Origin of the sequence: Octadecabacter arcticus 238 (assembly GCF_000155735.2) — a bacterium.
Taxonomy (GTDB): domain Bacteria; phylum Pseudomonadota; class Alphaproteobacteria; order Rhodobacterales; family Rhodobacteraceae; genus Octadecabacter; species Octadecabacter arcticus.
The window spans coordinates 3,984,223-4,010,958 of record NC_020908.1 but is presented as its reverse complement, the minus strand read 5'-3'; the positions used below and the strand labels follow the sequence as shown (position 1 = coordinate 4,010,958).

The window sequence follows — 26,736 nt, the reverse complement described above, 5'->3', positions numbered from 1 at the left end:
CTAAAGCCCGCGGATCATGGTCGTTGCGCTGTCAAATCCGAAAATATGCTTTAGTGGCCCCAGTTTGTGTGTGCCGCCCGCGACAAACCCTTCGCGATCATAAAGCGCGCGGGCACGCGGGTTGCTGTCGATCACATCAAGGCGCACTTCGCTGTAGCCGCGAGATTTGGCCTCAATGCATATGGCATGCAGCAGCGCTGTGCCGACGCCTTGGCCGCGTGCGCCATCACTGACAAAGATACCGTCCATCAGAAAGCGGGCGTTTTCAGTGTCCCGTTCGAGCAGGGCCATAAACCCGATGCGCCACGTGCTGCCGATCCAGCCGTAATGCCGCGCAAGGTCACGCCATGTGCCGCCAACGAGGGCGGAGGCAAAAGTCTTGAAGCCAACGACACCCAACAGCGTTCCGTCTGTGTCGCGCGCGCACAACGCGTGCGTCGGGTCGAGCACGTCTTGGATGAACCCGATTGCGCGCCGCTTTGGCCCCATTACACGGCCAAGTTTTTGCCCGAAAGCCACCCAATACATCTGTGCCACTTGCGCGCGTTCGCTGTCATCGAAGCCCTGTGAGATGGTCAGTTCGCTCATAACAACCTTGCTGCGGCTGTTAGGTCTTCGGGCGTGTTGACGTTGAAAAACGATGGTGGCGTCGTGTCGGGGAAGGTCGCGATGGCGGCGTCATGGGCGTGCACAAAGGCGCGGACCTCGCGCTGACCTTTATCAAGGAATGCGGCAAGGTCGTCGCGCAAGGCGGTGGGCCAGAGGCCAAAGGTGCAGTGCAGCCCGTCCGACGTTGACGCAACGGCGAAACCGTCGCGGTGGGCCTCCCCCGCCATGAGCAGACGCGGGGCGATGTCGCGCGGGAAAAATGGTGTGTCCACGGCGACAGTGACGATGTGCGTGCCCCCTTGGCGTGCGGCCCAATCAAGACTTGCCAGAACGCCCGCAAGGGGGCCAAGGTGGTCGGGTGTTGCATCTGCGATGACAGGAAGGTCGGTTACGATTGGCCCGTTGGCATTGACCACAATCGCTGCAACCTGTGGTCCAAGCCGTGCCTGAACATGGGCGAGCAGCGTCAAATGGCCTAAGGTTAGATCTGCCTTTGAAACGTTGCCCACACGGGTGCCGCGATCGCCTGCGAGGATAAGGCCGAAGGGTTCGCGCATGCAGTTTGACCTCATTGTCATTCGGTTGGGCCAAAGCTATGGCGGTTGTAGCAAAATGTAGGTCACCTTGATGCCGCGCGCGACCCAGAAATCATATTATTGGATTGGCTTTCGAACAGGCCTGCCGTTCTTGTTGGTGGTGATGCCATTCGGGATGCTGTTTGGCGTCGTCGCAACCGAGGCAGGATTTACCAGCGTGCAAACCATGGCGTTTTCGTCGGTGGTGTTTGCAGGCGCGGCGCAGTTCACCGCATTGCAACTGATGGCCGACGACGCGCCGTTCCTGATCGTGGTCGCGACAGCGCTTGCGGTGAATTTACGTATGGCGATGTATTCAGCGTCTTTGGCGGTGTGGCTTGGCCGCGCCCCACTTTGGAAACGCGCCTTGATTGCCTATGTGAATGTCGATCAAAGCTACGCGGTGTCGATCAACCGCTATGAGGACGAACCTGATTTGTCGCTCACCCAACGTATCGGGTTCTTCTTTGGCGCGGTGACGCCTGTCTGTCCGATGTGGATCGTGGCCACGGGGCTTGGCATTTGGTTTGGGGATATGGTCCCTGACTGGATGGCGTTGGATTTTGCGGTGCCAATCTGTTTCCTTGCGATTATTGCGCCGATGATGCGCACGCTGGCGCACATGGTGTCGGCTGTCTCGTCTATCGTACTGGCGCTGGTATTTTCCGGATTGCCCTACAACCTCGGGCTTTTGGTGGCTGCGGCGGTCGCTATGATCGTCGGGGCGCAGGTTGAAATGTGGATGAGCCGGAGGGCCGAGGCATGAACCCGAGCATGGACGCAGGCTATATCTGGACGATCATCATCGTGTTGGGCGTCGGCACATATTTGATCCGTTTTTCGTTCCTTGGCCTGATTGGGGGCAAGGACCTGCCGGACTGGGTATTGCGCCATCTGCGCTACACGGCCGTTGCGGTCTTACCCGGATTGGTCGCACCGTTGGTTTTATGGCCAGAAGCAACCGGTGGCGAAGTCGACCCCGCGCGACTGAGCGCGGCCTTGGTCACATTCGGGGTCGGGTTGCTGACCCGCAATGTCGTGGCTGCCATCACCTTGGGCGGGGCCACGTTGTTTGGTATGATCTGGCTGACAGGCGCCTATTAGAGTCAGGCCTCTACTGATTTGCCGTCAATAACTGGTCGATTTCGGCCGCGGCGACATCTTTGTCATCGCTGTCAGTCTCACGGTATTCGCGGCTTCGCACGCCGGGGATTTGGCCGAACTGGTCAGACAGATTGTTCGGGAACAGGCCGGTGCGGATGTGTTCAAGTCCCGGCAATTTCCCCAACATGCGTGATGTGTGGGTCGTGCAGGCGGCTTTGGGTGTCGGACCATTGGCAACCGCCAGTCGCATCGCCAGTTCAGCAACCTCTGGCGTCACATCAAGTTCTTGGATCAGCGTGTAGAACGTGACGCGTGAATGGAACGAAATATAGAGCTGTTCAATCTGTGGCGTGATGCCGAAGTGGACATCGTTACGCTCAGGGATTGTTGAATGACCAAATGTTCCGGCAGGGTCCCACAGCACGCGCTGACTGGCGTTGATCATCAGTCCGGTGTGTGCGCCATTGTCTGACCCTGTGTTTTTCATCGTCATAAGGGTCAGTCGTTTTGGCCCAGGATGCACATAGGCCACACGGTCAATCGCTGATTGTGGCGCGAGAATTTCTTCGCGGGTAACACCGCCGCAGGCCGCAAGAACGAGCGGCGCTGACAACACAAAGGTACGTCGTTTCATGCGACAATCATCCGTTGATCAGGGCAAGAAGAATGAGGGCAGCAATGATGAGCGCAGCGATTTTTGTCACCATACTCATGAATCCGTTAAAAGTGCTTTCCTGAACGCTTGTGTCCATTTCGCCGTGCTTATGATCAGACATGTTATCTTCCTTGTTTCGCTTTCATCTGGCTCTAGCCGATTCATCAGGCTATGTCAGCCCCGCACGTATCGTCACGACGTCGCATCCGCGTTGTCCAGATCAGCCGCCAGTCGAAAGCCAATCCGTTCCGGTTCCGCCGTCTCAACCATTTTGGGGTGTGCGCGTAGCTTAACCGACAATTGGCTCACGTGCTGGATCAGCTGTGTTTTGGCGCCAGACGGGTCGGACCCATAAAAGGTGATGATGTCGGGGTCATAGTATCCCATGCCTTCGATTTTGATCACGCCGGAACTGTCGCCCGCGAACCCCATCGCGACTTCGTGTTCATTATCGAGCTGCTTTTCGAAATTCTGAATATACAGGATAAGGCGTTCATAGGCCCAACGTGCCGCGCTTTTGGGTGTTTTCTGCGGCTTAATTGCGCTGGCGTCGGGGGCACATTTGGTCGGGTCGACATGGATTTCGTGGATGCGCGGAATGGCGTCGGCCTCAAGCGCTTCGGCGGAGGTGGCAGTTTTATTGTCCATTTTTAGGGTCCTCAGGGGCTAAAGCGGCAGCGCAGTGGTGTCTTTGATGTCTTCCATAACGAAACTGGCAGAAATATCCGATACAGAAATCCGTGATGTCAGGCGTTTGTAGAACAGATCATAGGCCGCCACATCCGTGAGCCGCACCCTGAGCACATAATCCAGATCACCCGTCATGCGCTGGGCAGATATAATTTCTGGCAGGGCGGCGATCGCAGTCGCGAAATCTTTACGCCAATTGTCCGAATGATGTTCCGTGCGGATCAAAACCAACGCGGTCAGGGGGCAGCCGATTTTGATTGGATCAAGAAGGGCGACCCGCGCGCGGATGATGCCGCTTGCCTCCAACGCTTTGATCCGCCGCCAGCAGGCATTGCGCGACAGGGCGACTCGATCCGAAATCGCGTCGACAGATTGGGTGGCATCTGATTGCAAGATAGTCAGGATGCGCTGGTCAATTGTATCGAGTTCTTGTTTCATATTGGGATTGTATCCCAATGGGTGTGCCTTTGACCATAGTATTTGGGACGTGTTTGCAGCGTGAAATGCGTAGAGTTGTGAAAATCACCTGCAGGAGCCATCCAATGTCCGACCAAAGCACACAGACCCGCACCAGCCTGATCGACCGTTGGTTTCTTGCCCATCCTGCCACCGTGGATGAGACGTATTTCCAGCATATGTGGTTCGCAGGCGGCTTTGCGTTCTGGCTGATCGTTGCTGGCGGCGCGGCATTAGCCCATGCCGCAATCCCTGCGGTGTGCGAAACGACGGCTGGGCGCATTCTGCGCAAACTCGTCGCCCGTATGGATGCGCGGCACTAAAAGTTCTGCTGCGGCGGCGTTTAGACCGCCTGAAACCAATAGGCCCCGTCGCGCAGTTCGCGCGTGGCTTGGCCAGTTTGGTGAAGGTGATTGAGGTGCGCAAGGGATTCCACCAGAGCTAAGCCGTAAACACCCTCGCCGATTTCTCGTTTGAAGAGTGGCTTGAAACAATCGCCCGCACGTTTGGGGTCCGCGATGTGGACAATCAGACGTTTGAGCGCCCCGTGATGATTTTCGATGAGTTGCTGCATGCGTTTGGGCAGGCCGGTAAACGGCAATTTATGGCCGCCTAGCACCAGATGATCAGTTCGCGCAAACGGGGCCAAGCGTTCGCAGGCCTCAAGCCATTCCGCCAGCGGGTCTGCGTCGGGTTCGGTGGGGTAAACACCGATGTTGGGGCTGATGGAAGGCAACAACTGATCGCCACCAATCACAAGATTGTCGTCCTCGCTCCAGAAGGTTGCGTGTTCAGGCGCGTGGCCATTGCCCATTCGGATTGTCCATCTGCGCCCGCCCATCTGGATTGTCCCGCCTTCTTGCAGTCTGGTGAACCCCAGTGGCATCTGGTGGACGCAATCGGCGAAGTTGAACGGGCGATCGTTGCGGCGTTTCGCCAGCATCGCATCATCCATGCCGGCGCGTTTGTAAAATTCAATGGACTGCGACGGGTAGGCGGGCTGTTCGTCCAGCGTCAGCATACGGGCCATCAACCAAGCGGTGCGTGGCATCGCCAGTTCAGCGCCAGCGTCCTGAAACCAACCAGCCAGCCCGATATGATCCGGGTGATGATGGGTGCCAATAACGCGGCTGACGGGTTTTCCATAGAGGGGGCCAGCCAATATGGTTTCCCAGATCGCGCGGGTCTTTTTGCTGTCAAAACCTGTGTCTATGATCGTCCAGCCGGTCCCATGATCCAACGCGTAAACGTTGACGTGGTCCAACGCCATCGGCAGCGGCAGGCGCATCCACAGGACACCGTCTGCGACCTCGATTGCTTTGCCAAGCTCGGGCGGTTCGGCCCATGGATAGCGGATCATATCAGGCAACTAGATCGTCTAGCGTGATCGCCATCAAATCATCGCCGCCCTCGCGCACATGCGTCAGAAGGCCCGCGTGTTCGGGAAGAATGCGTTTGATGTAGAATGTCGCGAGGCGCTTGCGCGTCCCGTCGCCCTGCAGCGCAGCGGTGAGATGGTAGTGCCCGCCAAGGACACGCGCAAAGGCACGCAGGTAGGGAACTGCGCCTGCTAACCGGTCGGTCATATCCTGCGTGACCAGCCATTCGGTTGTTTCGCGCAGTGTTTCTGCGGCTTGCCAAACCGGTTCGGCCAAATCGGGCATTGCGGCTTTGGCGGCTTCTGCAGCGGCTTCTATTTCATCAAGAAGGGCGAAGGCCGCGTCACCGCCGTCCATCATTTTGCGCGCCACAAGGTCCATGGCTTGGATACCGTTGGTGCCCTCGTAAATTGTGGTGACGCGAACGTCGCGGGCGTATTGCGCAGCGCCGGTTTCCTCAATGAAGCCCATGCCGCCGTGGGTCTGGATGCCCGTCGATGTGATCTCGACGCCGATATCGGTTCCGAACGCCTTTGAGATCGGGGTCAGCAACGCTGCCCGCGCTTTCCATCCCGCGTCACCTGTTGCGTTGGACATGTCGATCGCAACCGCATTGGCCAGCGAAATTGCGCGGGCGGTGAAAATGTCAGCCTTCATTGACGCCAGCATGCGGCGCACATCGGCGTGTTCGGCAATAGTGCCAGTGCCGCCAGCTTTGCCTTGTTTGCGGTCCATCGCGTAGGCCAGCGCATGCTGATACGCAGCTTCCGCCACACCGATACCTTGCGTCGCAACGCCAAGGCGGGCGTTGTTCATCATCGTGAACATCGCGGCCAGCCCTGCGTGTTTTTCGCCGACCAACCAGCCCTTGGCGCCCGCGTATTCCATCACCGCTGTGGGCGATCCGTGCAGGCCCATCTTATGTTCCAGACTGACGACACGCAGGTCATTGCGCTCGCCTGGATTTCCATCTGCGTCGGGGATCAGTTTCGGAACCATGAACAGGCTGATACCTTTCGTGCCCGCAACGCCGTCCGGCAACCGTGCAAGCACAAGATGGCAGACGTTTTCAGTGAAATCGTTGTCAGCCCATGAGATATATATTTTCTGACCGGAGATTGCGTAGCTGCCATCGTCGTTGGGTTCCGCCTTTGAGCGCAACGCGCCAACGTCAGACCCTGCCTGCGGTTCAGTCAGGTTCATGGTTCCGGCCCATTCACCGGAAATCAGTTTTGGCAAGTATAAGTCTTTGATCGCGTCGCTGGCGTGGTGTTCCAGCGCTTCGATTTGGCCTTGGCACATCAGCGGGTTCAGTTGCAGCGACAGGCACGCGCCCGCCATCATGTCGTTCACCGTGGTGGCCAGCGTCAGCGGCAAGCCCATCCCACCATTTTTGGGGGAGGCTGAAATGCCAATCCAGCCACCTTCGGCAATAGCTTTGAACCCGTCACCAAATCCCGGCGACGTGCGCACAACGCCGTTTTCCAGAACCGCCGGATGCTGATCGCCCGACTTTTGCAACGGGGCCAAGACCTCATCACTCAGCTTTGCGGCTTCAGTCAGGATCGCGTCACACATATCAGGTGTGGCGTCGACGAACCGTTCCGTCGCGGCGACTTGGTCGAAGCCCACGACATGGTCCATAATAAAGCGGAAATCGGTGATTGGTGAACGATAGGGCATAGAAACGCTCCGGTAATTGGGTTCTTGGTTTCGCCGACGAGGTTCCATAGCTTGGATTCGCAAAAAGGGCAGCGTATGTGGGCAACAACAAGAAGGCTATCTGCATGAACACGACCCGCAACCAAAACGCGACGTCATGAATAATTTGACCACGCGCATCTTTGCGACCGATCAGGCTGAACTGGACGCCGCAGCGCGTGTTTTGGCAGGCGGTGGGCTTGTCGCGTTTCCGACAGAAACGGTCTACGGGCTGGGCGTTGATGCGCGCAACAGTGATGCTGTTGCGCGGCTTTATCAGGCAAAAGGCCGGCCAAGTTTTAATCCGCTCATCGTGCATGTCGGATCAATCGAAGCAGCAAAGCAGTTTGTTGAGTTTGACCACACGGCCTTGGTATTGGCGCAGGCTTTTTGGCCCGGTGCACTGACACTGGTGCTGCCATTGCGCCGTGACAGCGCAATATCGCCGCTGGTGACGGCAGGTCTGGAAACTCTGGCAATCCGGGTGCCGGATCACAGCGTTGCGAACGGGTTGCTGGCTGCGTTTGGCGGGCCTGTTGCAGCACCATCGGCCAACCCGTCAGGGCAGGTGAGCCCGACCAAATTTGCCCATGTGCGCGACCTGATGACAGGCCGGATCGATGGTATCGTCGACGGGGGCGATTGTGGTGTTGGGTTGGAATCCACGATTGTTGCGACAAAACCAACACCGACGTTGCTGCGCGCAGGTGGTCTTCCGGTTGAGGCGATAGAGGCAGCGTTGGGATATGACCTTGCCCTTGCAGGCGACACGTCCGCGCCGTCGTCGCCGGGTCAATTGGCGTCACATTATGCACCGGCGGGCACGGTGCGGCTGAACGCGCAAACAGTCGAGGCGGGCGAGACGCTGTTGGGCTTTGGCCCAGTTGACGCGGCGCTAAACCTGTCCCCGTCGGGTGATTTGATACACGCTGCGGCACGTTTGTTTGATGCGTTGCATCAATTGAACGCGATGGGGGCTGCGCGGATTGCCGTGTCGCCGATCCCCGATCACGGACTTGGTCGCGCGATCAATGATCGATTGCGGCGCGCGGCTGCACCCCGCTAGGCCGACCCACCGGACGCCGACAACATCAACGGGTTAACGCCAAGAACCTTGAGCGCGGCAGTCCATTTATGTTCAGCCGCACGCCCGAACAGGATGTCATCTGTCGCGTCACACACCAACCAGCCGTTCTTGACCAATTCGCTTTCAAGCTGCCCCGGACCCCAGCCTGTGTAGCCAAGTCCCAGCATTGACCGTTTCGGCCCACCGCCTGTCGCGATGTCCTCAAGGATATCAAGTGTGGCTGTCATTGCGAACCCGCCCGCAACCTCCATGGTGCCAGCGCCCAATTTGTAATCAGACGTGTGCAATACAAATCCGCGACCTGTTTCAACGGGTCCGCCGAAGTGAATGCGCACATCCGTGGTTTGGTCGCCCTCGTCGATCGACAGCTGTTCCAAAAGGTCAGAAAACCGCACGTCAGGCGCAGGTTTGTTGACGATCAGCCCCATCGCGCCGTCCGCCGAATGCGCGCAGATGAAGATCACCGCGCGATCAAAACGCGGATCCCCCATGTCGGGCATTGCAATTAATAGTTTGCCAGTAAGGTCGGTGGTATCTGTCATGATGCTAGAATGGGGTCGCTGTCCCGAATTCACAAGTGCGGTCTGCACGCGGATCGTTCTGCGCGGTTCACTGACATATCGCTCCCCCAAACGTGACTTCCTTTTGCGCCGCGTTTGGTCGACTAAGTCCTATGACATACCGAATTTTTACAACAGTTCTTGCGCTTTTCATGGCGTCGCCCGTTTTGGCTGACCCTGCGGATGGTATCGTTCAGCTTGACGTGTTGAGCGGCTGGCGCACAGAAAACGGCACCCATATGGCGGGCCTGCAGCTGCGACTTGCGCCGGGTTGGAAGACCTATTGGCGCTCGCCCGGCGACGGTGGCATCCCTCCACGGTTTGGCTGGCAAGGGTCGCAGAACGTAGCTGCGGCAGCGTTTCACTGGCCTGTGCCCGAAGTGTTTGACCAGAACGGGATGCGATCCATCGGCTATACCAATGTCGTCGTCATTCCGGTTGAATTGTCGTTGAGCGATCCAAGCGCGCCCGCTCAGTTGCGGGGGCAAATCCAGATTGGCGTTTGCGAAGATATTTGCGTGCCGGTGCTGTTAGATTTTGATGAGCTTCTGCCCGCGGGTGGGGCGCGTGATCCGGTGATCGTTGCCGCACTGCTCGACCGACCGATGACCGAAGGCGAAGCAGGCGTTGGCGCGGTGACATGTGCCATTGACCCAAGCGAAGATGGTCTGCGCCTGACGACCCGTGTCGATATGGCCCCCACTGGCGGCGATGAAGCCGTGGTGATCGAGGCGGGTGATCAACAAGTCTGGGTGTCACAGCCACAGACTTGGCGTGAGGGCAACGCGCTGTTTTCGCGATCCGACATGATCCACGTCAACGGCGGCGGATTTGCGCTAAACCGGTCAGATGTGCGCATTACAGTTCTGGCTGGGGGCAAGGCTGTCGACATTCGCGGCTGCGACGCTGCGCAGTAGTGAGCCACTAGGCCGTCTTGCGTGCCCGCGCGACGGACAGTGCCGTGGCGATATAAACCAGCAACAGCCACACGAGTGTCATCAACAAGAATATCCCGATTGCCGCGGCCACGTTAGCATTAAGCATCGGCATTAGGTTGCCCAAGGGCGCCCATGCCGCACCGCCCAACATGATCGGTGCGACAATGGCTGCAAACAATCCGGCGGTGCCCAGAGCGGCAAGTCGGCTTGGTAAAGCAATGGCGCGCGACCCGCTGGAAAGCCCACGTTTTGCGGACCGAAACTGCACGCTGACATCGCCCTGCATCGCCATCAGCGACGGCACGATGAACAAAACAAGCACCATGCCAAAGCCCAAACCATAGACCAGTGTGATGACGGTCGGTTTCAGGAACTCCGCTTGGCTTGACCCTTCATATAGCAACGGCGCAAGGCCAAGAACGGTGGTCAATGTTGTCAGCAACACAGGGCGCAACCGGTCGCTGACCCCGTCAATGATCGCCGGTATCAACGCGCGGGTTTCAGCGTATTCATCGATGGTTTTCACCAATACGATTGAATCGTTGATGATGATCCCCGTCATGCCAAGCAATCCGACCACGGTAAACATCGATAGTGGCACATCCCACGCCGCATGGCCGTATATGGTGCCGACCAGACCGAATGGGATGATCGCCATGACCACAAGGGGCCGCGTCCAGCTTTGGAAAACCCATGCCAGCGTTAGGAAAATGCCCGTCAGACAAAAGATCAATCCGGTACGCGCATCGCTTAGGAAATCATTTTCCTGTTCGCTGAGGCCCGACAAAGACGTTGAAACCCCGTAGGCGGCCTGAACCCGTGGCAGAATATCATCTTGGATCAATGTCTGGATTTCTGCGGCACGGTCTGCATCATCGTCCGTGAGATCGGCAGTCACCGAAATCAGCTGCACGCCATTTTCGCGGCTGACGGTGGAAAAGCCGGTGCGCGATTGGACGGTCACAATGTCGGCCAAGGGCACATAAACACCTGACTCCGCGCGCATCTGGGTGCGATCAAGGAAATCGGCGGTCAGTTCGCCTTCGGGCAGTTCGACACGGATTGTCGCAGACCGTTGGCCTTCGGGGTAGGTGGCCGCTTCGATCCCGCCAAGACGGTTGCGCAACACGCGGCCCAACCCGTCGATGGTAAAGCCAAGCGCCTGACCTTGCGGTGTCGGCTCAAGAATCAATTCCTCTTTGTCATAGGCCAGCGAATCCTCGATCGCTGAAATTTCACCGAATTGCGCCAGCTCTGCCTTTAGCGCCTCAGCTGCGGCCTTAAGGATCTCTGAATTCGCGCCAAAAAGCTGCACGTCAATGTCATCGCCTCCCGGCCCACTGGCCCAACTGCGAAAGCTGACAGTTTCCACCATCGGGTGTTGGATGATCCGTTCCTGCAATTCGGCAACGAAGGCAAAGCTGGAATAGGGGCGGCTGTCTGCATCGATAAGTTCAATCGCAATCGCGCCCAATTGATCCGCGTCTTTCGTGTCCGCGCCAGCGATCCCGCGCCCTGAATTGCCACCAACTTCGGCGATCACGTAATCGAGCGGGCTGACGCCATAACGTTCTTCGTATTCCGCGCCGACGATCTGCGTGACCTCTTGAATGGACTGCATCATCTCAAGCGTGTCTTCGCGGGTCGCACCGGGCAGCATCGCGAAATTGCCGGTCACGCTGCCCTGTTCGGGGGCATTGAAAAACCGCCACTGCACGTCGCCACGAATGAAACTTGCCGACTGCACAGCAAGCAGCACAATCGCAAACGCCATGACCGGATAGCGCGCCCAGATAACGCCCGCCATGAAGGGGCGGAACGCGCGTTCTTTCATCCAATCAAAACCACGGTTCACAAACCGCGACGGCGCGTCATACCATTTGTCGCCACCACTGGCGGCAAGCGATTTGTACATGTGGTGCGGCAAAATGAAGAAACATTCGATCAATGACGCAATAAGGACCACGATCACCGTAAACGGAATATCCGCGATCAAATCGCCGAACCGCCCACCAACAACCACCAGCGCAAAGAACGCGATGATCGTCGTGAGGGTCGCAGAAAACACCGGACTGAACATCTTTTTCGCAGCATTTTCAGCGGCAACGGCGGGGCTTTCGCCCAGATGCCGGTGGCGGTAATCAGCGTGTTCGCCAACAACAATGGCGTCGTCCACCACGATCCCCAAGGTGATAATCAGCGCGAACAGCGATATCATGTTGATGGTCAACCCCGCCGCATACATCAGCGCAATCGCGCCGCACATTGCCACAGGAATACCCGCCGCAACCCAGAACGCGGTGCGCGCATTCAGGAACATGAACAACAGCGCAACCACCATCGCGAGGCCGAGAAGCGCGTTTTGATACAGGATATTCAAGCGCCCCGTGATCAATTCGGCGCGCGCACGGATCAGATCAATACTGGACCCAGCAGGCAGCGTCGCCGCATAGCTTTGCGCGACCTGTTCAACGGTTTGCTGCACCTTGATGGCATCGCCCGTCGCGGCGCGGTCAACTCGAATGGTGATGGCGGGATTGTCGCCGACAAAATAAGCACGCTCACGGTCGACACCCTCAACAAACACCCGCGCGACATCGCCAATCGTCAGGGTCGCGCCACTGGCGTCCGTTCGCAGAACAATCGCCTCAATCTCATCGGCGGTGCGTTTTTCGACGCCGGTCCGAACGCGGGCAGATCCGGTTACATCGCCAGCGGGATCGCCAGTCACCTCTTGTGCGATAGCCTCCGAAATATCGGCCATCGTGATGTCGTTGCGGATCAACGCAAGCGAGGGGACTTCGATGATCGTGGACGGTGCCGCAACGCCGCGAATGGTCGTGCGTGTGACGCCTTGTGCGAATAGACGCACGGCGAATTCATCCGCAAAACGACCCAATTGTTCTGGCGCAACGGGGCCGGTTATGACCACATCTGTGACGCGGTCAGACCATTGGCCGCGCCGCACGGTTGGGTCGTCGGCGTCTTCCGGCAGGTTGGACGTTGCATCCACCGCCAGTTGCACGTCTTCGGTGGCCTTGGCCATGTCCCATCCGGGGGAGAATTCCAAGCTGATACGCGCGCTGCCTTCAGACGATGTCGAGACCGTGTTTGTGATGCCTTCAACGCTCAGCAGGGCGGGTTGCAGCACTTGCACGATGGCATCGTCCACATCTTGTGCGCCTGCACCGGACCACTGCACGGACACGGTTACGTTGTCGATGATCACATCGGGAAAAAACTGCGCCCGCATTTTTGGGTAGGACGCTACACCGGCGGTCAGTAGAACCACCATCAACAGGTTGGCGGCGGTGCGGTGGCGGGTGAAATAAGACAGGATACCGTTTGTCATGATGTTTAAGTCCCCATCCGCGTTTCGAGGTCTTCAACCACATCGGCAGGAACTTCGTCCTGTTCCAACTGGCCAATGACGCGGGCTTGCACAGGTGGCGGCATCCGCGACCCTTCGACAAAGGCGATCAACCGCGCGCGGCGATCATCATCCAGCGTGATCATTTCTGGTGGCTGCGGCGCGACCGCTTCGGCGTTGGGATCAATCGGCTGCACCGCGATGCCAGCGCCCAAAAGCGGTGAACGTTCCGCGACAATTTGTTGGCCATAAAGCGCAGGTGCGCGAATGATAACGTCATCGCCTTGGCGGCGTAAAACCACGACGGCGACGTCCTCAAGGCGGTTGCCCTCAGCGAGCATCAGCGCGCTGCTGCCCGATCCAATTGCGGTTGATGGCACCATTGCGACACCGCGCAACTCAGGTTCTGTCACGGTCACGGTCACAAAATCCCCGGGGCGCAGACCAACGGCGGTGTCCAGACGCGCAAACAACAAACGGCCGGTCTGACCTTCGCCGACATTGGCGCTTTCGCGGGTGATTTGGCCGGACGCGGTTAGCGTCAGGTCCTGCGCCTCAAGCGTGACGGTGACAGCGGCATCGCCAAGCGCGCCGTCAGCACCTGCCAGCCGTGCATATTGGACGGTGGACAGACGAAACGAGACTTCGAGGTTGTCTTTCTCGACCAGCTCCCCCAGCCGTTCATTTGCGGTGACGCGCACCCCTTGGGAAATGTTGACTTCTGCCAAGGTGCCCGAAAACGGTGCGCGGATTTCGGTATCCGCCACGCCACGGTCAGCGTCCGCAAGGTTAAGCTGTGCGCGATCAAGGCCCGTCGCGGCCTGATCCAGACGGGCCTGCGCATCTGCCTGCGCTTGGCGGCGCGACAGGACCGCTTGATTTGCGCCAGACAGCGCCAGTTCTGCGGTTTCAACGGCGGCAGCGGTTCCCACGCCGCGCGTCACAAGGTCGTTCTGACGGGTCAGGGCCTGCTGTCGCAAATCCACCTGTTGATTTGCCGCCGCGAGTTCGTCACGTTCAATAACCAAAGCGCGTTCAGCATCACGGACCTCAGATTGCGCATCGCGCAGGTCGGCCGCTGTCCGGTCACGGAAAGATTGGGCGTCGCGGGGGTCAATTTTAACGATAAGCTCACCGCTTTGCACCCGCCCGCCGTCAACAAAGTTCGGGGATATTTCAAGCACGGTGCCACTGGACAGCGCCCGCAGATCAAACGTGTTGGTACTGCCGAGTTCGCCAAAGACCACCAGTTCCGGCGCAATGGTTTGTGGCGTCACGGTCACGACATTGACTGACAAAACCCGTTCGCGCTGTGGAAAGCTGCGTGGTTCGGCGTTCATCCGATCTTGCACCGCAAGGCGCACGGTATTGCCTGCCCATGCAAACAGCGCCAGCGTCAGGGCCAGTAGAAAAATTCCAATCAGGCTGCGTCTTAGAAATTGCATGGGCTATGCCTCTGAAATCGGTCCACATTGATTTAGCGAAGGTCCGGTATTAATCGACGTTATAAGTATACGTAGTATACTACGGTCCAGATTATTATTTCCGTCGCTGATGTTCATCCAAACGCGGCAATATTTCGACAAAATTGCAAGGCCGGTGCCGATAATCGAGCTGTTTGACCAAAATTTCATCCCACGCATCCTTGCACGCGCCGGTGCTGCCGGGCAGGGCAAACAGATAGGTGCCGTTGGCTACACCGCCCGTTGCCCGCGATTGAACAGCGCTGGTGCCGATCTTTTGCATTGAAATCATCGTGAACACCGTGCCGAAGGCGTCGATCTCTTTTTCATAGACGTCGCGGTGGGCTTCGACAGTGACATCGCGCCCCGTCAGTCCGGTACCGCCCGTCGTCAAAATCACGTCGATGTCCGGATCAGCGCACCACGCCCGCAGCTGGTCAGCAATCTGGTCGCGTTCGTCGCGCAACATTTTGCGATCCGCAAGGGTGTGGCCCGCGTCCGTCAGGCGATCCACCAGCGTCTGGCCTGATCTGTCATCAGTCAGGCTGCGGGTGTCGCTGACGCTCAGTATCGCGATGCGAACAGGGATAAATGTGCGGCTTTCGTCAAGGGTCATGATAGGTCTTTCAGGCGGGCCTTGAGGGACAACAGATCACCCCAGGCTTCGCGTTTTGCTGATGGGGTGGTCAATAGATAGGATGGCGCGAACATCGGGATCGCTGGCAAGCTGGCCGACCCGATCTGAACATCGGCCCAGCTGCCGTGCAGACGGGTCATGCCACTTCTTCCAAGCAGCGCCTGACAGGGGCCATTGCCCATCAAGATCAAAATTTTAGGCGCGGCGAGTGTAATGTGGCGTTGTAGGAATGGCAGCATCATCGCCATTTCTTCTGCATCGGGATCACGGTTTTGTGGTGGGTTCCAAGGCAAAACGGGGGCTGCGTATATTGGCGCGTCACCGCTGCGTCCCAACCCGATGGCGGCCAGCATTTTGTCCAGCAATGCGCCGGTGCGTCCTGCAAACATTTCTCCGGCGCGGTCATCATCGCGGTCGGGTGCGTCGGCTATGATCATAACGGGTGCGCCTGCAATACCACCCGAAAAGACCAGATTGCGCGCGACGGGCTTGAGCGCGCATCCCTCAAACGTGGCCATGGCCGCACGCAATGCAGCCAGGTCTTGGGCCGCATTTGCGGCATCGCGCGCGGCGCTGATCTGGTCGACTTCGGGTGCAGGGGTGGCAACAGGCGGTGGGGCGGACGCCAGTGTGGACGGTGCTTGGACGGGTTTGGGCGCAGGTTTAACGTCCTTCAACGCGTAGCGGTCGACGGGTTCATCACCAATCGCCTCATCACAGCCCATTTCGACCTGCCAGTCGAGCAGCGCCTTGGCCGTCCAAAATTCCATACCCGATTCCATGCGCCACTCTAACGTGCTGAAATGGTGAGATCACGCGCTGATCTTGCCGCTGCGCAATCGCCCCCATATAAGATGCCAAGAATATCGACCCAGAACATCGAACTAAAGAATAATACCAGTCAGACCGGAGGTCCCATGACATTTCGCGCATCGCACTTGCTTGGCATTGAACACCTCCATCCATCTGAAATCACCACATTGCTGGATTTGGCGGACAAATACGCCGAAGATAACCGCAAAGGACGCGCGCATCGTGATGTTCTTGAGGGTCTGACACAAATCAACATGTTCTTCGAAAACTCGACCCGCACACAGGCGAGTTTCGAGATCGCGGGCAAGCGCCTCGGCGCGGATGTGATGAACATGGCGATGCACACCAGTTCGACCAAAAAGGGTGAGACGCTGATCGACACGGCGCTGACGCTGAACGCAATGCGTCCCGATTTGCTGGTCGTGCGGCATCCCCATTCCGGCGCGGTCGATTTGCTGGCTCAGAAAGTGAACTGTGCCGTCTTGAATGCTGGTGACGGGCGCCATGAACACCCAACGCAGGCGCTGCTGGATGCGCTTACGATCCGCCGTGCAAAGGGGCGGCTGCACCGCCTGTCCATCGCCATTTGCGGCGATGTGGCGCACAGCCGCGTGGCGCGATCCAACATCATGTTGCTTGGCAAAATGGAAAACCGCGTGCGGCTGGTCGGCCCGCTGACGCTGCTGCCATCCGGCGTCGAAGACTTCGGTGTCGAAGTGTTCCACGATATGCGCGAGGGGTTAAAGGACGTCGATGTCGTGATGATGCTGCGTCTGCAAAAAGAACGCATGGACGGTGGATTTATCCCGTCAGAACGTGAATATTTTCACCGTTACGGGCTGGACGCCGAAAAGCTGTCGTTTGCGAAACCTGATGCCATCGTCATGCACCCCGGCCCGATGAACCGCGGCGTTGAAATTGACGGATCAATCGCTGACGACATCAACCGCAGCGTCATTCAAGAACAGGTCGAAATGGGTGTTGCTGTGCGTATGGCCGCGATGGATCTTTTGGCGCGCAATCTTTGGGCGGCACGCGGGGCGAAAGCTGCGGGGGTCATGGTTTGACCGACGCGCCACCGCTGAACAACGACGAAGTCATTTTGCACAATCACCTGCCCAGCCTGCGGGTGTTTAAGCGGGTGGCGCTGTTCCTGTTGGCTGTCAGTTTGCTCCCGACATTGGCTTTTGCTGTTACGTTTCCCGATACCTATTGGCCGATTGCGCCGCTGTTTGTGACGTGTTTCTTGTTGGTTCAGGAACGTTTCACCCTTGGCCGACATCGCGCATGGATCACCAACCAGCGGATTATTTTGCAAGGTGGTGTGGACATCCCGTTGGGGTCCATTGACACGATAAAATCTAAAACCGTGGCTGTGCAGGTGCGCCATAGCTCTGGTGGTAAACCCCTGCAATTGTTCTACCCTGAAGACGGGCCTGCAGTGACCCGAACCATAGACGCCGCACGAAAGGCAGTGACTTGACCCAAATCAATCCCAAAAACGTTACGGCCAATGAACGCGGTGTGATCCGGATATACGGCATCGATTTGCCTGCCGATCAAATCCAGCTGTTTGCAGAACGCCACGAAACTGGCGGCGATGATCCTTGGCCTTTGCGCGCGTCATTGGGTGTCACCGCAGACCTGAACGAAGATTCCATCGAGATTGTTGATGTTGAGGCTCTCGGTGAGATTGGCTTGGCGGGCTACCTGACCCTTGGCAATGGTGTCGCTCCGGCAGACGTTGAACCATACCGCGAATTGTTGACGGGTGTTCAGGGACACGTCGCGATTGTGTTTAGTTCCGCTTTCAAAGGTGCCGCGCAGACGCTTGCACCTGCAGCGCCGCTGCGGTTCATCGCGGCGTTTCGCGAAGAAGGCGCACCGGTGACGTTTGAAGCGCTGCCCGATGACAGCGCCAAAGGGTCTCTTTCGGATGCGCCGCGCAAGAAACCCGTATCGGACGCTGCCATGTCTGGTCGCGTGGCGACGATTGCCCTGCTGGTGATGGCGCTGTTGGTGTGGTTGATGATCAAGATTGCAGGATGACGCAAATCGCGCCGCCTAAAACAGTTTACGCGCCCCGCAGCGACGGTCAAAAGGAATGTCATGAGATTACATTTTAAGAACGCCCGCTTGATTGATCCCGAAACAGGGACTGACACGCTTGGGGATCTCTTCGTCGTTGACGGGCTGATTTCTGACGCGGTCGATGTGGATGAGGTGATAGAGTGCCGTGGCAAATGTCTCGCACCCGGGATCGTTGATATTGGCGTTAAGGTGTCCGAACCGGGTGAGCGGCATAAGGAAAGCTTCGCATCCGCTGGCCGCGCTGCCGTCGCCGGTGGCATCACCACCATCGTGACACGCCCCGACACCGACCCTGCCATCGACACCCCTGAAACGCTGGAATTTGTCGAACGCCGCGCGTCGATTGATGCGGCTGTTAACGTGCTGCCAATGGCCGCCCTCACGAAGGGACGCGCCGGGCGCGAGATGACAGAGATCGGGTTCTTGCTGGATGCAGGTGCGGTCGCGTTCACCGATTGTGACCGTGTCGTCACAAACACCAAGATATTTTCGCGTGTGCTGACTTATGCCCATTCGCTTGGCGCATTGGTGATCGGCCATGTCCAGGAACCGGGATTGTCGGCGGGCGGGTCGGTCACATCGGGCAAATTCGCGACCCTGCGCGGATTGTCCGGCGTATCGCCGATGGCCGAACGCATGGGGCTGGACCGTGATATCGCACTGTTGGAAATGACCGGGGCGGCGTATCACGTTGATCAGATCACCACGGCGCGCGCGCTGCCTGCGTTGGAACGTGCGAAAGCCAATGGGCTGGATATTACGGCGGGGGTGGGCGTCCATCACCTGACGCTGAACGAATTGGACGTGGCCGACTACCGCACGTTCTTCAAGCTCAAGCCGCCCTTGCGATCCGAGGATGATCGTTTGGCCGTGGTTGCGGCCGTCGCGTCCGGTCTGATCGATATCATCTGTTCCATGCACACGCCGCAGGACGAAGAATCCAAACGCCTGCCCTATGAAGAAGCCGCAAGCGGCGCCGTTGCCTTGGAAACCCTGCTTCCGGCGGCCCTGCGTCTTGTGCATGCGGGCCATATGGATTTGCCGCATCTGTTCCGCGCCTTGGCGCTGAATCCGGCGAACCGTCTGGGTCTGGCCTGTGGGCGGTTGTCTGTGGGCGCGCCTGCTGATCTGGTGCTGTTTGATCCGGACGCGAGCTACAGACTGGATCGATTTGCACTGCTTTCTAAATCCAAAAATACACCGTTCGACGGGGCCATTTTACAGGGCAAAGTCATCGCCACCTACGTGGCGGGTGTGAACAAAACCAAAGGGTTGACCAATGCCTGATATTGTAAGTTCCGGACCGACACTGCTGTTATGGGCCGTGATTGCCTACATCATCGGGTCGATCCCGTTTGGCCTCATCCTTGCCCGCGTCATGGGCCTTGGAAACCTGCGCGACATCGGGTCGGGCAATATAGGTGCGACGAATGTTTTGCGCACTGGGTCGAAAAAAGCTGCGGCGCTGACGTTGCTGTTGGATGGCGGCAAGGGCGCTGTGGTTGTGCTTTTGGCGCGGGCATACGCTGACGCCGATGCATCCCAAATCGCAGCCTTCGCGGTGATGATCGGGCATTGTTTTCCGGTCTGGCTGAAATTTCGCGGAGGTAAGGGCGTCGCGACGTTCCTTGGCGTGCTCTACGGGCTGGCGTGGCCCATCGGCATCGCGGCGTGTTTATCGTGGTTGGTGACAGCGCTGGTGTTCCGGTTCTCGTCGCTCGCAGCCTTGGTCGCTGCGGCGTCCACAATGGTTTGGGCCGTCGTGTTGGGCGAGCCACAAATATTCATGCTGTGCGCGTTCCTGGCCGCGCTGATCTTTTGGCGACACGCGGGCAATATCCGCCGTCTGGTCGACGGGACCGAAGACAAGATCGGCCAAAAGACCTAGCAGGCAGGGGCAAAACCCTACTCAACTGTTGGTCAGGAAAATTTTCTATTTCAGACGGGACGTTGCCACGACAGCTTTAATAGCTGAATTTACCGTAAATCTTGCTCAAATCACCACCCCACGCGCCATGGTATTGCTCCAACAGTTCATCGGCAGGGGTTTTGCCCGTTTCAACGCTGTCTTTCAGCGCGTTCAGGAAATGCGTCTCGTCAGGGACCATGCCCCCGGCACCCGGCATGGCGCGGTTTTTCAGACCCAGTTCAGCGATATTGATGCATTCACGGGCGATGTCGTGCATGGATTGGCCGCCGACCTTGGCTTGCAAACCATCAACAGATGCCGCCACACGCCATTGCTCGCGGGTTTCTGTGTCCCAGTTTTTGCACAGATCATACGCGGCGTCCAAAGCCACTTGGTCGTAGGTCAGGCCGACCCAGAATGCGGGCAGCGCACACAGGCGACGCCATGGGCCACCATCGGCCCCGCGCATTTCGATAAATTGCTTTAGGCGGGCCTCGGGGAAGGCCGTTGTCAGATGATCGGCCCAATCCGAAAGCGTCGGCGTTTCACCGGGCAATGCGGGCAATTGGCCCCTGAGGAAATCGCGGAACGACTGGCCAAGCGCGTCAACATATTTGCCATCGCGGTAGACAAAATACATCGGCACATCGAGCATGTATTCCACGTAGCGTTCGAACCCAAAATCTTCGTCGAACACAAACGGCAACATACCTGTGCGGGCATCGTCCAGATGACGCCAAATGCGGGCGCGCCAGCTTTTGTGGTCATTTGGTTTGCCATCAAAGAACGGCGAGTTGGCAAACAACGCAGTCGCCACGGGCTGCAACGCAATCGCGACGCGCATTTTCTGGATCATGTCGGGTTCGGACGAAAAATCGAGGTTCACTTGCACGGTGCAGGTCCGGCGCATCATCATTTTGCCCGACGTACCGACCTTGTCCATATAGGCATCCATCAGCTTATAGCGGCCCTTAGGCATCAGTGGCATTTCGTCATGCGACCAAGCGGGGGCAGCGCCTAGGCCAATAAAGCCAACGCCAATCTCGTCCGCGATCGATTTCACTTCCGCAAGGTGAACGTTCACTTCGTCACACGTCTGATGGATCGATTCCACTGGTGCGCCGGACAATTCCAACGCGCCGCCAGGTTCCAGCGACACGTTCGCGCCGTCTTTTTCAAGACCGATCAGAAACCCACCCTCGGTGACAGGGGCCCAGCCATAGCGGTCACGCAGACCGCCTAGAACCGCTTCGATGGATCGTTTGCCCGAAAATGGCAGTGGTTTATGGGTGTCTTTGCAGTAACCAAATTTTTCATGCTCGGTGCCAATGCGCCAATCGGCTTTGGGCTTACACCCGTCCGCCAGATATTGCGCAAGCTGGTCATGGTGTTCAATCGGACCGCCGCCGGTTTGTGGAATGGACATGGGAAACGCTCCGTTTGCGAGGATGAATTTAAGACGTGGCCGAGGTGGGCGGGAGTGTCAATGCAACAGCGTGTATGGCTTGTGATCAGGGGCCATCCAGACAGTCATTTTTGCAGGCCGCGGGCTGTTGAGAAGTGACAACATATATTCGGTTTTTATTCCGGGCAGGGCGGCAAACACATCAAACAGAACTTCAACGCCGACCGCATTGGTCGGAATGTCGAGGTGCTGCCCACCGCCATTGATCAAACGCCACGCTGGGGCGGGCGTGATATCCAGTTGCACCATAAGATCAAGATCGGCCACACCACCGTCCAGCGGGCCGAGGTACGTGACCCGTCGTTCATCCAATGTCACCACGCCGGGGCCGTCACCGTCGGGGCGAAAGCGAACTTTCTGTGCCGCCGCGATTGCGATGCCCGCGCCCAATGCCGCCATGCCCCAGCCAAGCCATTGCACGATCCCGAACGACACAACCCCCCACCAAAGGCCAACAGCCGTCAGCGCAAGTGCCGCAATAACTTCGCGCCAACGCCAAAGGCCTTCGCGAATTTCAGGTCTGATGCCTTCGGTTTTCATGGCACCACCTGCGGCGTTTTGAAAATAGCGAGGACCCAATCCCCGATCTGTCTGAAGCCGACCGCTGTGTAGGCAGCGATGGCATTTTGGGCGCTTGCGAACAGGGTCGCGCGGCGTACGCCAGTGGTGCGGGCTTGTGCCAGATGCGCGCGCCGCGCATGACCTTTGCCGCGCAGGGCAGGCGGTGTGTACACCGCGCCGATCCGGACGATTTGTGGCAGGGCGGCATTAAAGGCGGTCGCGGCGACGGGCGTATCACCATCCATCAAAATCTCGCGGTAGTTTTCCGCCATTTCGCGACTGATGCGATCCGTCACGGCGTCCGCTGCGGCGTCAAAATCACCCGATGGCAGATAGGGCATCACCATGCCCGTCTTGGTAACGCTAAGAACATCGCTGAGTGCGCCGTCCCCGTTGCGCCACATGCGAGGCGCAAGGTTGTCGATGCCGTCCAGCCCAAATCGGGTCAGGTTATTGAGCGGAAACTTAACGTAGTCCGACCGATCGCGCGGGAATGCTGCAACCTGTTGAACGTCAGGCGGTGTGATGCGAACGAATCTCACGTCCAGTCCCCCAACGCCTGTTGCCACAGCGTCATTGCCGCGACTGCCGCCGTATCAGCCCGCAAGATTCGCGGCCCAAGGCTTATGGCGTGCGCGCAGGCCATCCCGTTCAAACGTTCACGTTCTTTGTCTGAAAACCCACCCTCCGGCCCGATCAGGATTGCCCAAGGTCCTTCACCTGTTGGTATCACAGCTCCTTGGCCGACCATCGTTTCGTCACAAAACAAGATCCGCCGCGTCGGGTCCCACCTGTTGAACATTTTTGCGAACTTCTGAATCTCTGCCACCTCAGGCACATAAGTTCCACCGCATTGCTCCGCCGCTTCAAGCGCATGGGCCTGCAGCCTGTCTTGGCGCACACGATTGGCCGATTGGGTGTATTCCGTTTGCACCGGCACAATCCGCGCCGCGCCAAGTTCGGCAGCCTTTTCGACGATAAATGATGTGCGGTCTTTTTTGATGGGGGCAAAGACCAGCCAAAGGTCCGGCGGCAATTGCAGCGGCTTGGTTTGCACGATGCAATCCAGCACGCCGTTCTTTTTGGATGCGGCCGCAACTTGCGCGTGCCACTCCCCGTCGCGCCCGTTAAACAGGGACACATCCGCGCCCACGTCCAACCGCATCACCCCGAAGAGGTAATGCGCCTGCTCCCGCGAAAGAGCGACCCTTTCTTGCGGGCCCAAAGGGTGGTCTACATACAGTCTAATTCGTGCCATAGGGTGAATATATGACCGACGCCAACCGGACGCCAGAGGTTGAAATCGCTGATGCGGTGACAGGAAACTGGGTTGATCGCTACGCGCCGGCGCGCGCGCGACCTTTTTTGCGACTTTCCCGTGCGGACCGCCCCGTCGGGACGTGGCTTTTGTTGTTGCCGTGCTGGTGGAGCTTGGCCCTCGCGATGTTACACACTGGCCGCGCCAGTCTGTTTGATCTTTGGATTGCCATCGGGTGTGCCATCGGCGCGTTCTTGATGCGCGGGGCGGGGTGCACATGGAATGACATCACCGACCGCGACATTGACGGATCAGTGTCGCGCACCGCGAATCGCCCGATCCCGTTGGGGCAAATTGGCGTGCGAAAAGCGCTGGTGTGGATGGCATTGCAATCGTTTTTGGCGCTGCTGATCCTGCTGACGTTTAATTCCAATGCGGTGCTTTTGGGGATTCTCGCGTTGCTTCCGGTGGCGATTTATCCGTTCGCAAAACGGTTTACATGGTGGCCGCAGGTGTTTCTGGGTCTGGCATTTAATTGGGGCGCTTTGCTGGCATGGACGGCGCACACGGGGTCGTTGGGCTGGCCTGCGGTCGCGCTGTACCTCGCGGGGATTGCGTGGACGCTGTTTTATGACACGATCTATGCGCATCAAGACGTGGAAGATGACGCGCTGATCGGCGTGAAATCAACAGCGCGCTTGTTTGGGGATGCGACGCCACTGTGGTTGCGGTATTTCATGGTCGCGACGGTTTGCCTTTTGGGTCTGGCGGTGATCCTCGCGGGGATGAATGCCAATGTCTTGGCGTTGGTTGTCGCTTTGGGCGGGCCGTGGGCGATGGGCTGGCACCTTGCATGGCAGCAACGCGGATTTGACGCAGACGACAGCAGCAAACTTTTGCGATTGTTTCGATCCAACCGCGATGCGGGCCTCATCCCTCTGCCATTTTTCGCCGTAGCGCTGTTCGTGTGATTGAACCTGACGTAACAACGGCCTAAGCACTGGTCTACACCGTTCAGGAACGCCTTCATGCGCCTCTCTGCCCTTTTTATTCGACTCGTGGCGTTTTGCCTTGCTGTCATCGTTTGCAGTATTGCGGCGCGTGTCGTGGTGACAGCCGTGGAAACCCGATCTGTCGAAGCCGTCGGCGTCGCGCTGGATGAAAACGGCCACGCTTTTGCGTCTGTTCTGGGCGATGGGTTACAAGTAATTCTTGAAGGCGAGGCCCCAAACGAAGCCATGCGGTTTCGTGCCATTTCAACAGCAGGCGGCATGGTCGACGCAAGTCGCGTGATTGACAACATGACCGTGCAGGACAGTGCAAGCATCGTGGCGCCGGAATTCTCGTTGGAAATTTTGCGCAATGACAGTGGCATTTCGATCATCGGCTTGATTCCCGCATCGTCGGACCGCGACGATCTCACTGAAACGCTCACTGACATGGCGGGCGAAAACAGCAACTTCGCTGACTTCCTTGCGACAGCAGATTACGAAGTTCCAGACGGGTGGGACCGCGCGGTCGCATTTTCGCTTCGTGCGTTGCGCCAACTGCCGCGCTCCAAGATTTCTGTGCGAGCAGGCGTGGTCACTGTAGAAGCCATTTCAGATTCACCGGAACAAAAGGCCCAACTGGAAACCAGCTTGCGCCGGTCTAGTCCTGACGGCGTGACGATCACGCTAAATATAATGGCGCCGCGCCCCGTTATGTCGCCGTTTTTGACGCGCTTTATCATTGACGAAAATGGCCGACGGTTTGACAGTTGTGTCGCTGACACGACGGCCGCTGAACTGCGCATTATCGCGGCAGCACAGGCCGTCGGTGTCGAAGGTGAGATCGGATGCATGGTTGCACTTGGCGCCCCGACGACGCGCTGGGCTGATGCGGTAACGATGTCGATTGCGGCGCTGGATGACTTGGGGGGGGGCACCGTCACGATCTCTGACGCCGATATCATTTTGGTTGCCAACGCGGGCACCGTCGCAGGCAATTTTGATCGGGTCGCTGGCGAGCTTGAGAATGCGTTGCCGGAAATCTTTGCCCTAGAGGCGATTTTACCCGCGACGCCTGAGCAAGATGGCGCAGGCCCGCCACAATTTATCGCAACGTTAAGCCCCGAAGGGTTGGTGCAACTGCGCGGCCGTATTTCGACTGAACTGCTGAATTCCACGGCGGAAAATTTCGCCCATGCCAAATTTGCATCGGCTGATGTTTCCATGGCGACGCGGATTGTGGACGGGCTGCCCAACAGTTGGCCGATTCGGGTGCTGGCCGGAATCGAGGCGCTGTCGCAGCTGTCTAACGGGTCCGTCATTGTTGAACCTGCCAACATCGTCGTGCGTGGTAACACTGGCTTACCGGATGCGAGTGGCGAAATTACCCGCTTGCTGATCGAAAAGTTGGGTGAGGCTGAGGAGTTCGAGGTCAGCGTCACCTACGTAGAAGCACTCGACCCGATTGCGGCGCTTCCGACCACCGAAGAATGTCTGGACCAGATCATGAATGTGACTGAGTCCCGAAAGATTACCTTCGAACCGAGCTCAGCGCGGATCGCTGGGGCGGGCGCTGCAATTCTGGATGACATCACAGAAATCCTTCAACGCTGCGCCGATTTGCGGATCGAGATCGCGGGTTACACAGACAGCCAAGGGTCTGAAGATGGCAACCAACGCCTGAGCCAACAGCGGGCCGACGCGGTTCTTGACGGTTTGCGGGTTCGACGGGTTCCTGTGGCAAGTTTCCGGTCTGTGGGTTACGGCGAAGCGGACCCGATTGCCGACAATGAAACCGCCGATGGCCGTGAAGCGAACCGTCGGATTGAATTCAGTTTGATCGTGCCTGAAAGTACCGAAGAACTCACGGGTTTAGACCAGATCAAAGTAGAAGCCGCGGCGGAAGACGCAGCACGTGAAGATGCCACACCAGACGAAGACGCCGCACCAGAGGACGCAACAGAATGAACAGAACCGAATTTATTGTCGCCACGGCGATTATCCTGTTTGTGGCCTTTTGTCTGGGCTGGTTTGCCAGCTGGCTGATCAACCGGTTCACCCGCGTGTCCAAATCCGAGGTCGGTGAACTGGACCGCATGGCGCAGTCGTTGCACGAAGCCGAGGAAACCCGCGATCAGGCGATCACCTATTTGCAGCAACGCGAGGCAGAGATCACCAACCAGCTTAGCCAGACCGAAGCAGAACTGCGCGCCGCCATGGACGGGCTGCGCGTCGCGCGCCAAGAAGCCGAAGAAATGCGCGCCTATATCGAACGCCAAAGCGCGGGGTAGGGTCTGTTTTGCGGACCAAGTGTGAGTTCGCCGCAAGCGCATCAATGTCAGCTTCAGATATTGCGTTCAAAAAAGGGTCGTTTTTGAACGATCTGTGCAAGTGCAGCGAAAGTCGGCAAAGAGCTTATATTGTTC

30 protein-coding genes are annotated in these 26,736 nt (G+C 58.1%); 13 read left to right on the top strand and 17 right to left on the bottom strand.

The window, feature by feature from the left end; translation table 11 throughout:
• The gene (locus tag OA238_RS20720; RefSeq protein ID WP_015496712.1) at positions 1–588 is read right to left on the bottom strand and encodes a GNAT family N-acetyltransferase; all 588 of its coding nucleotides are present in this window, start codon (positions 586–588) and stop codon (positions 1–3) included.
• Positions 585–1,166, bottom strand: coding sequence for a molybdenum cofactor guanylyltransferase MobA (gene mobA, locus OA238_RS20715; RefSeq protein ID WP_015496711.1), 582 nt, complete (start codon positions 1,164–1,166; stop codon positions 585–587). Before mobA ends, OA238_RS20720 begins: the two co-directional genes overlap by 4 nt.
• 70 nt (positions 1,167–1,236) lie before the next feature.
• Here mobA and OA238_RS20710 point away from each other — a divergent pair, with 70 nt between their 5' ends.
• Positions 1,237–1,950 (top strand): AzlC family ABC transporter permease, encoded by a 714-nt coding sequence (locus OA238_RS20710; RefSeq protein ID WP_015496710.1) that lies wholly within the window; start codon positions 1,237–1,239, stop codon positions 1,948–1,950.
• A complete protein-coding gene (locus OA238_RS20705; RefSeq protein WP_015496709.1) occupies positions 1,947–2,288 on the top strand; it encodes an AzlD domain-containing protein in 342 nt (113 codons plus the stop codon). Before OA238_RS20710 ends, OA238_RS20705 begins: the two co-directional genes overlap by 4 nt.
• 10 nt (positions 2,289–2,298) lie before the next feature.
• Here the strand turns inward: OA238_RS20705 and OA238_RS20700 are convergent, their stop codons facing one another.
• From OA238_RS20700 to OA238_RS20685, 4 genes are all read right to left on the bottom strand, one after another.
• Positions 2,299–2,922: a hypothetical protein gene (locus OA238_RS20700; protein WP_015496708.1), complete on the bottom strand. Its 624-nt coding sequence runs from the start codon at positions 2,920–2,922 to the stop codon at positions 2,299–2,301.
• 7 nt (positions 2,923–2,929) lie between these two features.
• Positions 2,930–3,064, bottom strand: coding sequence for an aa3-type cytochrome c oxidase subunit IV (locus OA238_RS20695; RefSeq protein WP_044037277.1), 135 nt, complete (start codon positions 3,062–3,064; stop codon positions 2,930–2,932).
• Between the two features lie 71 nt (positions 3,065–3,135).
• Positions 3,136–3,591, bottom strand: coding sequence for a DUF6173 family protein (locus OA238_RS20690; RefSeq protein ID WP_015496707.1), 456 nt, complete (start codon positions 3,589–3,591; stop codon positions 3,136–3,138).
• Between the two features lie 18 nt (positions 3,592–3,609).
• Complete coding sequence (locus tag OA238_RS20685) at positions 3,610–4,071, bottom strand: Lrp/AsnC family transcriptional regulator (protein ID WP_015496706.1); 462 nt, start codon at positions 4,069–4,071, stop codon at positions 3,610–3,612.
• A gap of 104 nt (positions 4,072–4,175) precedes the next feature.
• Here OA238_RS20685 and OA238_RS20680 point away from each other — a divergent pair, with 104 nt between their 5' ends.
• The gene (locus OA238_RS20680; RefSeq protein ID WP_044037276.1) at positions 4,176–4,412 is read left to right on the top strand and encodes a DUF6356 family protein; all 237 of its coding nucleotides are present in this window, start codon (positions 4,176–4,178) and stop codon (positions 4,410–4,412) included.
• A gap of 20 nt (positions 4,413–4,432) precedes the next feature.
• Here the strand turns inward: OA238_RS20680 and OA238_RS20675 are convergent, their stop codons facing one another.
• Both OA238_RS20675 and OA238_RS20670 read right to left on the bottom strand, forming a co-directional pair.
• Entirely contained in the window at positions 4,433–5,449 is a 1,017-nt protein-coding gene (locus tag OA238_RS20675) for an MBL fold metallo-hydrolase (RefSeq protein WP_015496705.1), read from the bottom strand.
• A 1-nt stretch (position 5,450) separates the two neighbouring features.
• Positions 5,451–7,151: an acyl-CoA dehydrogenase family protein gene (locus tag OA238_RS20670; RefSeq protein WP_015496704.1), complete on the bottom strand. Its 1,701-nt coding sequence runs from the start codon at positions 7,149–7,151 to the stop codon at positions 5,451–5,453.
• A gap of 136 nt (positions 7,152–7,287) precedes the next feature.
• Here OA238_RS20670 and OA238_RS20665 point away from each other — a divergent pair, with 136 nt between their 5' ends.
• Positions 7,288–8,235 carry an L-threonylcarbamoyladenylate synthase gene (locus OA238_RS20665; protein WP_044038590.1) on the top strand — a complete coding sequence of 316 codons (948 nt, stop codon included), beginning with the start codon at positions 7,288–7,290 and terminating at the stop codon, positions 8,233–8,235.
• On the opposite strand, the gene OA238_RS20660 is transcribed toward OA238_RS20665, so the two are convergent.
• On the bottom strand, positions 8,232–8,798 hold the full coding sequence (locus OA238_RS20660; RefSeq protein ID WP_044038588.1) for a YqgE/AlgH family protein: 567 nt from the start codon (positions 8,796–8,798) through the stop codon (positions 8,232–8,234). The two genes, OA238_RS20665 and OA238_RS20660, sit on opposite strands and share 4 nt — an antisense overlap.
• Positions 8,799–8,929: 131 nt before the next feature.
• Here OA238_RS20660 and OA238_RS20655 point away from each other — a divergent pair, with 131 nt between their 5' ends.
• Positions 8,930–9,733, top strand: coding sequence for a protein-disulfide reductase DsbD domain-containing protein (locus OA238_RS20655; protein WP_015496701.1), 804 nt, complete (start codon positions 8,930–8,932; stop codon positions 9,731–9,733).
• A gap of 7 nt (positions 9,734–9,740) precedes the next feature.
• On the opposite strand, the gene OA238_RS20650 is transcribed toward OA238_RS20655, so the two are convergent.
• From OA238_RS20650 to OA238_RS20635, 4 genes are all read right to left on the bottom strand, one after another.
• Positions 9,741–13,106: an efflux RND transporter permease subunit gene (locus tag OA238_RS20650; protein WP_015496700.1), complete on the bottom strand. Its 3,366-nt coding sequence runs from the start codon at positions 13,104–13,106 to the stop codon at positions 9,741–9,743.
• A 5-nt stretch (positions 13,107–13,111) separates the two neighbouring features.
• The gene (locus OA238_RS20645; protein ID WP_015496699.1) at positions 13,112–14,569 is read right to left on the bottom strand and encodes an efflux RND transporter periplasmic adaptor subunit; all 1,458 of its coding nucleotides are present in this window, start codon (positions 14,567–14,569) and stop codon (positions 13,112–13,114) included.
• A 94-nt stretch (positions 14,570–14,663) separates the two neighbouring features.
• Positions 14,664–15,203, bottom strand: a complete 540-nt coding sequence (gene moaB / locus OA238_RS20640; protein WP_015496698.1) for a molybdenum cofactor biosynthesis protein B — start codon at positions 15,201–15,203, stop codon at positions 14,664–14,666.
• Positions 15,200–16,006, bottom strand: coding sequence for a uracil-DNA glycosylase (locus OA238_RS20635; protein ID WP_015496697.1), 807 nt, complete (start codon positions 16,004–16,006; stop codon positions 15,200–15,202). The genes moaB and OA238_RS20635 overlap by 4 nt, the downstream gene beginning before the upstream one ends.
• A 135-nt stretch (positions 16,007–16,141) precedes the next feature.
• Between OA238_RS20635 and OA238_RS20630 the strand changes: the two genes are divergently transcribed.
• From OA238_RS20630 to plsY, 5 genes are read left to right on the top strand one after another with little or no spacing between them, the layout of a single operon-like run.
• The gene (locus OA238_RS20630; RefSeq protein ID WP_044037274.1) at positions 16,142–17,104 is read left to right on the top strand and encodes an aspartate carbamoyltransferase catalytic subunit; all 963 of its coding nucleotides are present in this window, start codon (positions 16,142–16,144) and stop codon (positions 17,102–17,104) included.
• Positions 17,101–17,520: a hypothetical protein gene (locus OA238_RS33030; protein WP_015496695.1), complete on the top strand. Its 420-nt coding sequence runs from the start codon at positions 17,101–17,103 to the stop codon at positions 17,518–17,520. Before OA238_RS20630 ends, OA238_RS33030 begins: the two co-directional genes overlap by 4 nt.
• The gene (locus OA238_RS29235; protein ID WP_015496694.1) at positions 17,517–18,086 is read left to right on the top strand and encodes a hypothetical protein; all 570 of its coding nucleotides are present in this window, start codon (positions 17,517–17,519) and stop codon (positions 18,084–18,086) included. The genes OA238_RS33030 and OA238_RS29235 overlap by 4 nt, the downstream gene beginning before the upstream one ends.
• Positions 18,087–18,146: 60 nt before the next feature.
• Positions 18,147–19,415, top strand: coding sequence for a dihydroorotase (gene pyrC / locus OA238_RS20615; protein WP_015496693.1), 1,269 nt, complete (start codon positions 18,147–18,149; stop codon positions 19,413–19,415).
• Positions 19,408–20,016: a glycerol-3-phosphate 1-O-acyltransferase PlsY gene (gene plsY / locus OA238_RS20610; RefSeq protein WP_015496692.1), complete on the top strand. Its 609-nt coding sequence runs from the start codon at positions 19,408–19,410 to the stop codon at positions 20,014–20,016. Before pyrC ends, plsY begins: the two co-directional genes overlap by 8 nt.
• 76 nt (positions 20,017–20,092) lie before the next feature.
• Here plsY and OA238_RS20605 read toward each other — a convergent pair whose 3' ends face one another.
• From OA238_RS20605 to OA238_RS20590, 4 genes are read right to left on the bottom strand one after another with little or no spacing between them, the layout of a single operon-like run.
• Positions 20,093–21,463 carry a glutamate--cysteine ligase gene (locus OA238_RS20605; protein ID WP_015496691.1) on the bottom strand — a complete coding sequence of 457 codons (1,371 nt, stop codon included), beginning with the start codon at positions 21,461–21,463 and terminating at the stop codon, positions 20,093–20,095.
• 57 nt (positions 21,464–21,520) lie between these two features.
• Positions 21,521–22,042: a hypothetical protein gene (locus tag OA238_RS20600; protein ID WP_015496690.1), complete on the bottom strand. Its 522-nt coding sequence runs from the start codon at positions 22,040–22,042 to the stop codon at positions 21,521–21,523.
• The gene (locus OA238_RS29230) at positions 22,039–22,605 is read right to left on the bottom strand and encodes a GNAT family N-acetyltransferase (protein ID WP_015496689.1); all 567 of its coding nucleotides are present in this window, start codon (positions 22,603–22,605) and stop codon (positions 22,039–22,041) included. Before OA238_RS29230 ends, OA238_RS20600 begins: the two co-directional genes overlap by 4 nt.
• Positions 22,602–23,321, bottom strand: coding sequence for a 16S rRNA (uracil(1498)-N(3))-methyltransferase (locus OA238_RS20590; RefSeq protein ID WP_044037272.1), 720 nt, complete (start codon positions 23,319–23,321; stop codon positions 22,602–22,604). The genes OA238_RS29230 and OA238_RS20590 overlap by 4 nt, the downstream gene beginning before the upstream one ends.
• 11 nt (positions 23,322–23,332) lie before the next feature.
• Here OA238_RS20590 and ubiA point away from each other — a divergent pair, with 11 nt between their 5' ends.
• From ubiA to OA238_RS20575, 3 genes are read left to right on the top strand one after another with little or no spacing between them, the layout of a single operon-like run.
• Positions 23,333–24,292 (top strand): 4-hydroxybenzoate octaprenyltransferase, encoded by a 960-nt coding sequence (gene ubiA, locus OA238_RS20585; protein ID WP_015496687.1) that lies wholly within the window; start codon positions 23,333–23,335, stop codon positions 24,290–24,292.
• Positions 24,293–24,349: 57 nt separating this feature from the next.
• Positions 24,350–26,278, top strand: coding sequence for an OmpA family protein (locus OA238_RS20580; protein WP_015496686.1), 1,929 nt, complete (start codon positions 24,350–24,352; stop codon positions 26,276–26,278).
• On the top strand, positions 26,275–26,601 hold the full coding sequence (locus OA238_RS20575) for a hypothetical protein (RefSeq protein ID WP_015496685.1): 327 nt from the start codon (positions 26,275–26,277) through the stop codon (positions 26,599–26,601). Before OA238_RS20580 ends, OA238_RS20575 begins: the two co-directional genes overlap by 4 nt.
• The last annotated feature ends 135 nt before the right edge of the window (positions 26,602–26,736 follow it).

Coding starts and splice junctions, on each gene's coding strand:
- OA238_RS20720 (WP_015496712.1), bottom strand. CDS start 588: ATGAGCGAACTGACCATCTCACAGGGCTTCGATGACAGCGAACGCGCG.
- mobA (WP_015496711.1), bottom strand. CDS start 1,166: ATGCGCGAACCCTTCGGCCTTATCCTCGCAGGCGATCGCGGCACCCGT.
- OA238_RS20710 (WP_015496710.1), top strand. CDS start 1,237: ATGCCGCGCGCGACCCAGAAATCATATTATTGGATTGGCTTTCGAACA.
- OA238_RS20705 (WP_015496709.1), top strand. CDS start 1,947: ATGAACCCGAGCATGGACGCAGGCTATATCTGGACGATCATCATCGTG.
- OA238_RS20700 (WP_015496708.1), bottom strand. CDS start 2,922: ATGAAACGACGTACCTTTGTGTTGTCAGCGCCGCTCGTTCTTGCGGCC.
- OA238_RS20695 (WP_044037277.1), bottom strand. CDS start 3,064: ATGTCTGATCATAAGCACGGCGAAATGGACACAAGCGTTCAGGAAAGC.
- OA238_RS20690 (WP_015496707.1), bottom strand. CDS start 3,591: ATGGACAATAAAACTGCCACCTCCGCCGAAGCGCTTGAGGCCGACGCC.
- OA238_RS20685 (WP_015496706.1), bottom strand. CDS start 4,071: ATGAAACAAGAACTCGATACAATTGACCAGCGCATCCTGACTATCTTG.
- OA238_RS20680 (WP_044037276.1), top strand. CDS start 4,176: ATGTCCGACCAAAGCACACAGACCCGCACCAGCCTGATCGACCGTTGG.
- OA238_RS20675 (WP_015496705.1), bottom strand. CDS start 5,449: ATGATCCGCTATCCATGGGCCGAACCGCCCGAGCTTGGCAAAGCAATC.
- OA238_RS20670 (WP_015496704.1), bottom strand. CDS start 7,151: ATGCCCTATCGTTCACCAATCACCGATTTCCGCTTTATTATGGACCAT.
- OA238_RS20665 (WP_044038590.1), top strand. CDS start 7,288: ATGAATAATTTGACCACGCGCATCTTTGCGACCGATCAGGCTGAACTG.
- OA238_RS20660 (WP_044038588.1), bottom strand. CDS start 8,798: ATGACAGATACCACCGACCTTACTGGCAAACTATTAATTGCAATGCCC.
- OA238_RS20655 (WP_015496701.1), top strand. CDS start 8,930: ATGACATACCGAATTTTTACAACAGTTCTTGCGCTTTTCATGGCGTCG.
- OA238_RS20650 (WP_015496700.1), bottom strand. CDS start 13,106: ATGACAAACGGTATCCTGTCTTATTTCACCCGCCACCGCACCGCCGCC.
- OA238_RS20645 (WP_015496699.1), bottom strand. CDS start 14,569: ATGCAATTTCTAAGACGCAGCCTGATTGGAATTTTTCTACTGGCCCTG.
- moaB (WP_015496698.1), bottom strand. CDS start 15,203: ATGACCCTTGACGAAAGCCGCACATTTATCCCTGTTCGCATCGCGATA.
- OA238_RS20635 (WP_015496697.1), bottom strand. CDS start 16,006: ATGGAATCGGGTATGGAATTTTGGACGGCCAAGGCGCTGCTCGACTGG.
- OA238_RS20630 (WP_044037274.1), top strand. CDS start 16,142: ATGACATTTCGCGCATCGCACTTGCTTGGCATTGAACACCTCCATCCA.
- pyrC (WP_015496693.1), top strand. CDS start 18,147: ATGAGATTACATTTTAAGAACGCCCGCTTGATTGATCCCGAAACAGGG.
- plsY (WP_015496692.1), top strand. CDS start 19,408: ATGCCTGATATTGTAAGTTCCGGACCGACACTGCTGTTATGGGCCGTG.
- OA238_RS20605 (WP_015496691.1), bottom strand. CDS start 21,463: ATGTCCATTCCACAAACCGGCGGCGGTCCGATTGAACACCATGACCAG.
- OA238_RS20600 (WP_015496690.1), bottom strand. CDS start 22,042: ATGAAAACCGAAGGCATCAGACCTGAAATTCGCGAAGGCCTTTGGCGT.
- OA238_RS20590 (WP_044037272.1), bottom strand. CDS start 23,321: ATGGCACGAATTAGACTGTATGTAGACCACCCTTTGGGCCCGCAAGAA.
- ubiA (WP_015496687.1), top strand. CDS start 23,333: ATGACCGACGCCAACCGGACGCCAGAGGTTGAAATCGCTGATGCGGTG.
- OA238_RS20580 (WP_015496686.1), top strand. CDS start 24,350: ATGCGCCTCTCTGCCCTTTTTATTCGACTCGTGGCGTTTTGCCTTGCT.
- OA238_RS20575 (WP_015496685.1), top strand. CDS start 26,275: ATGAACAGAACCGAATTTATTGTCGCCACGGCGATTATCCTGTTTGTG.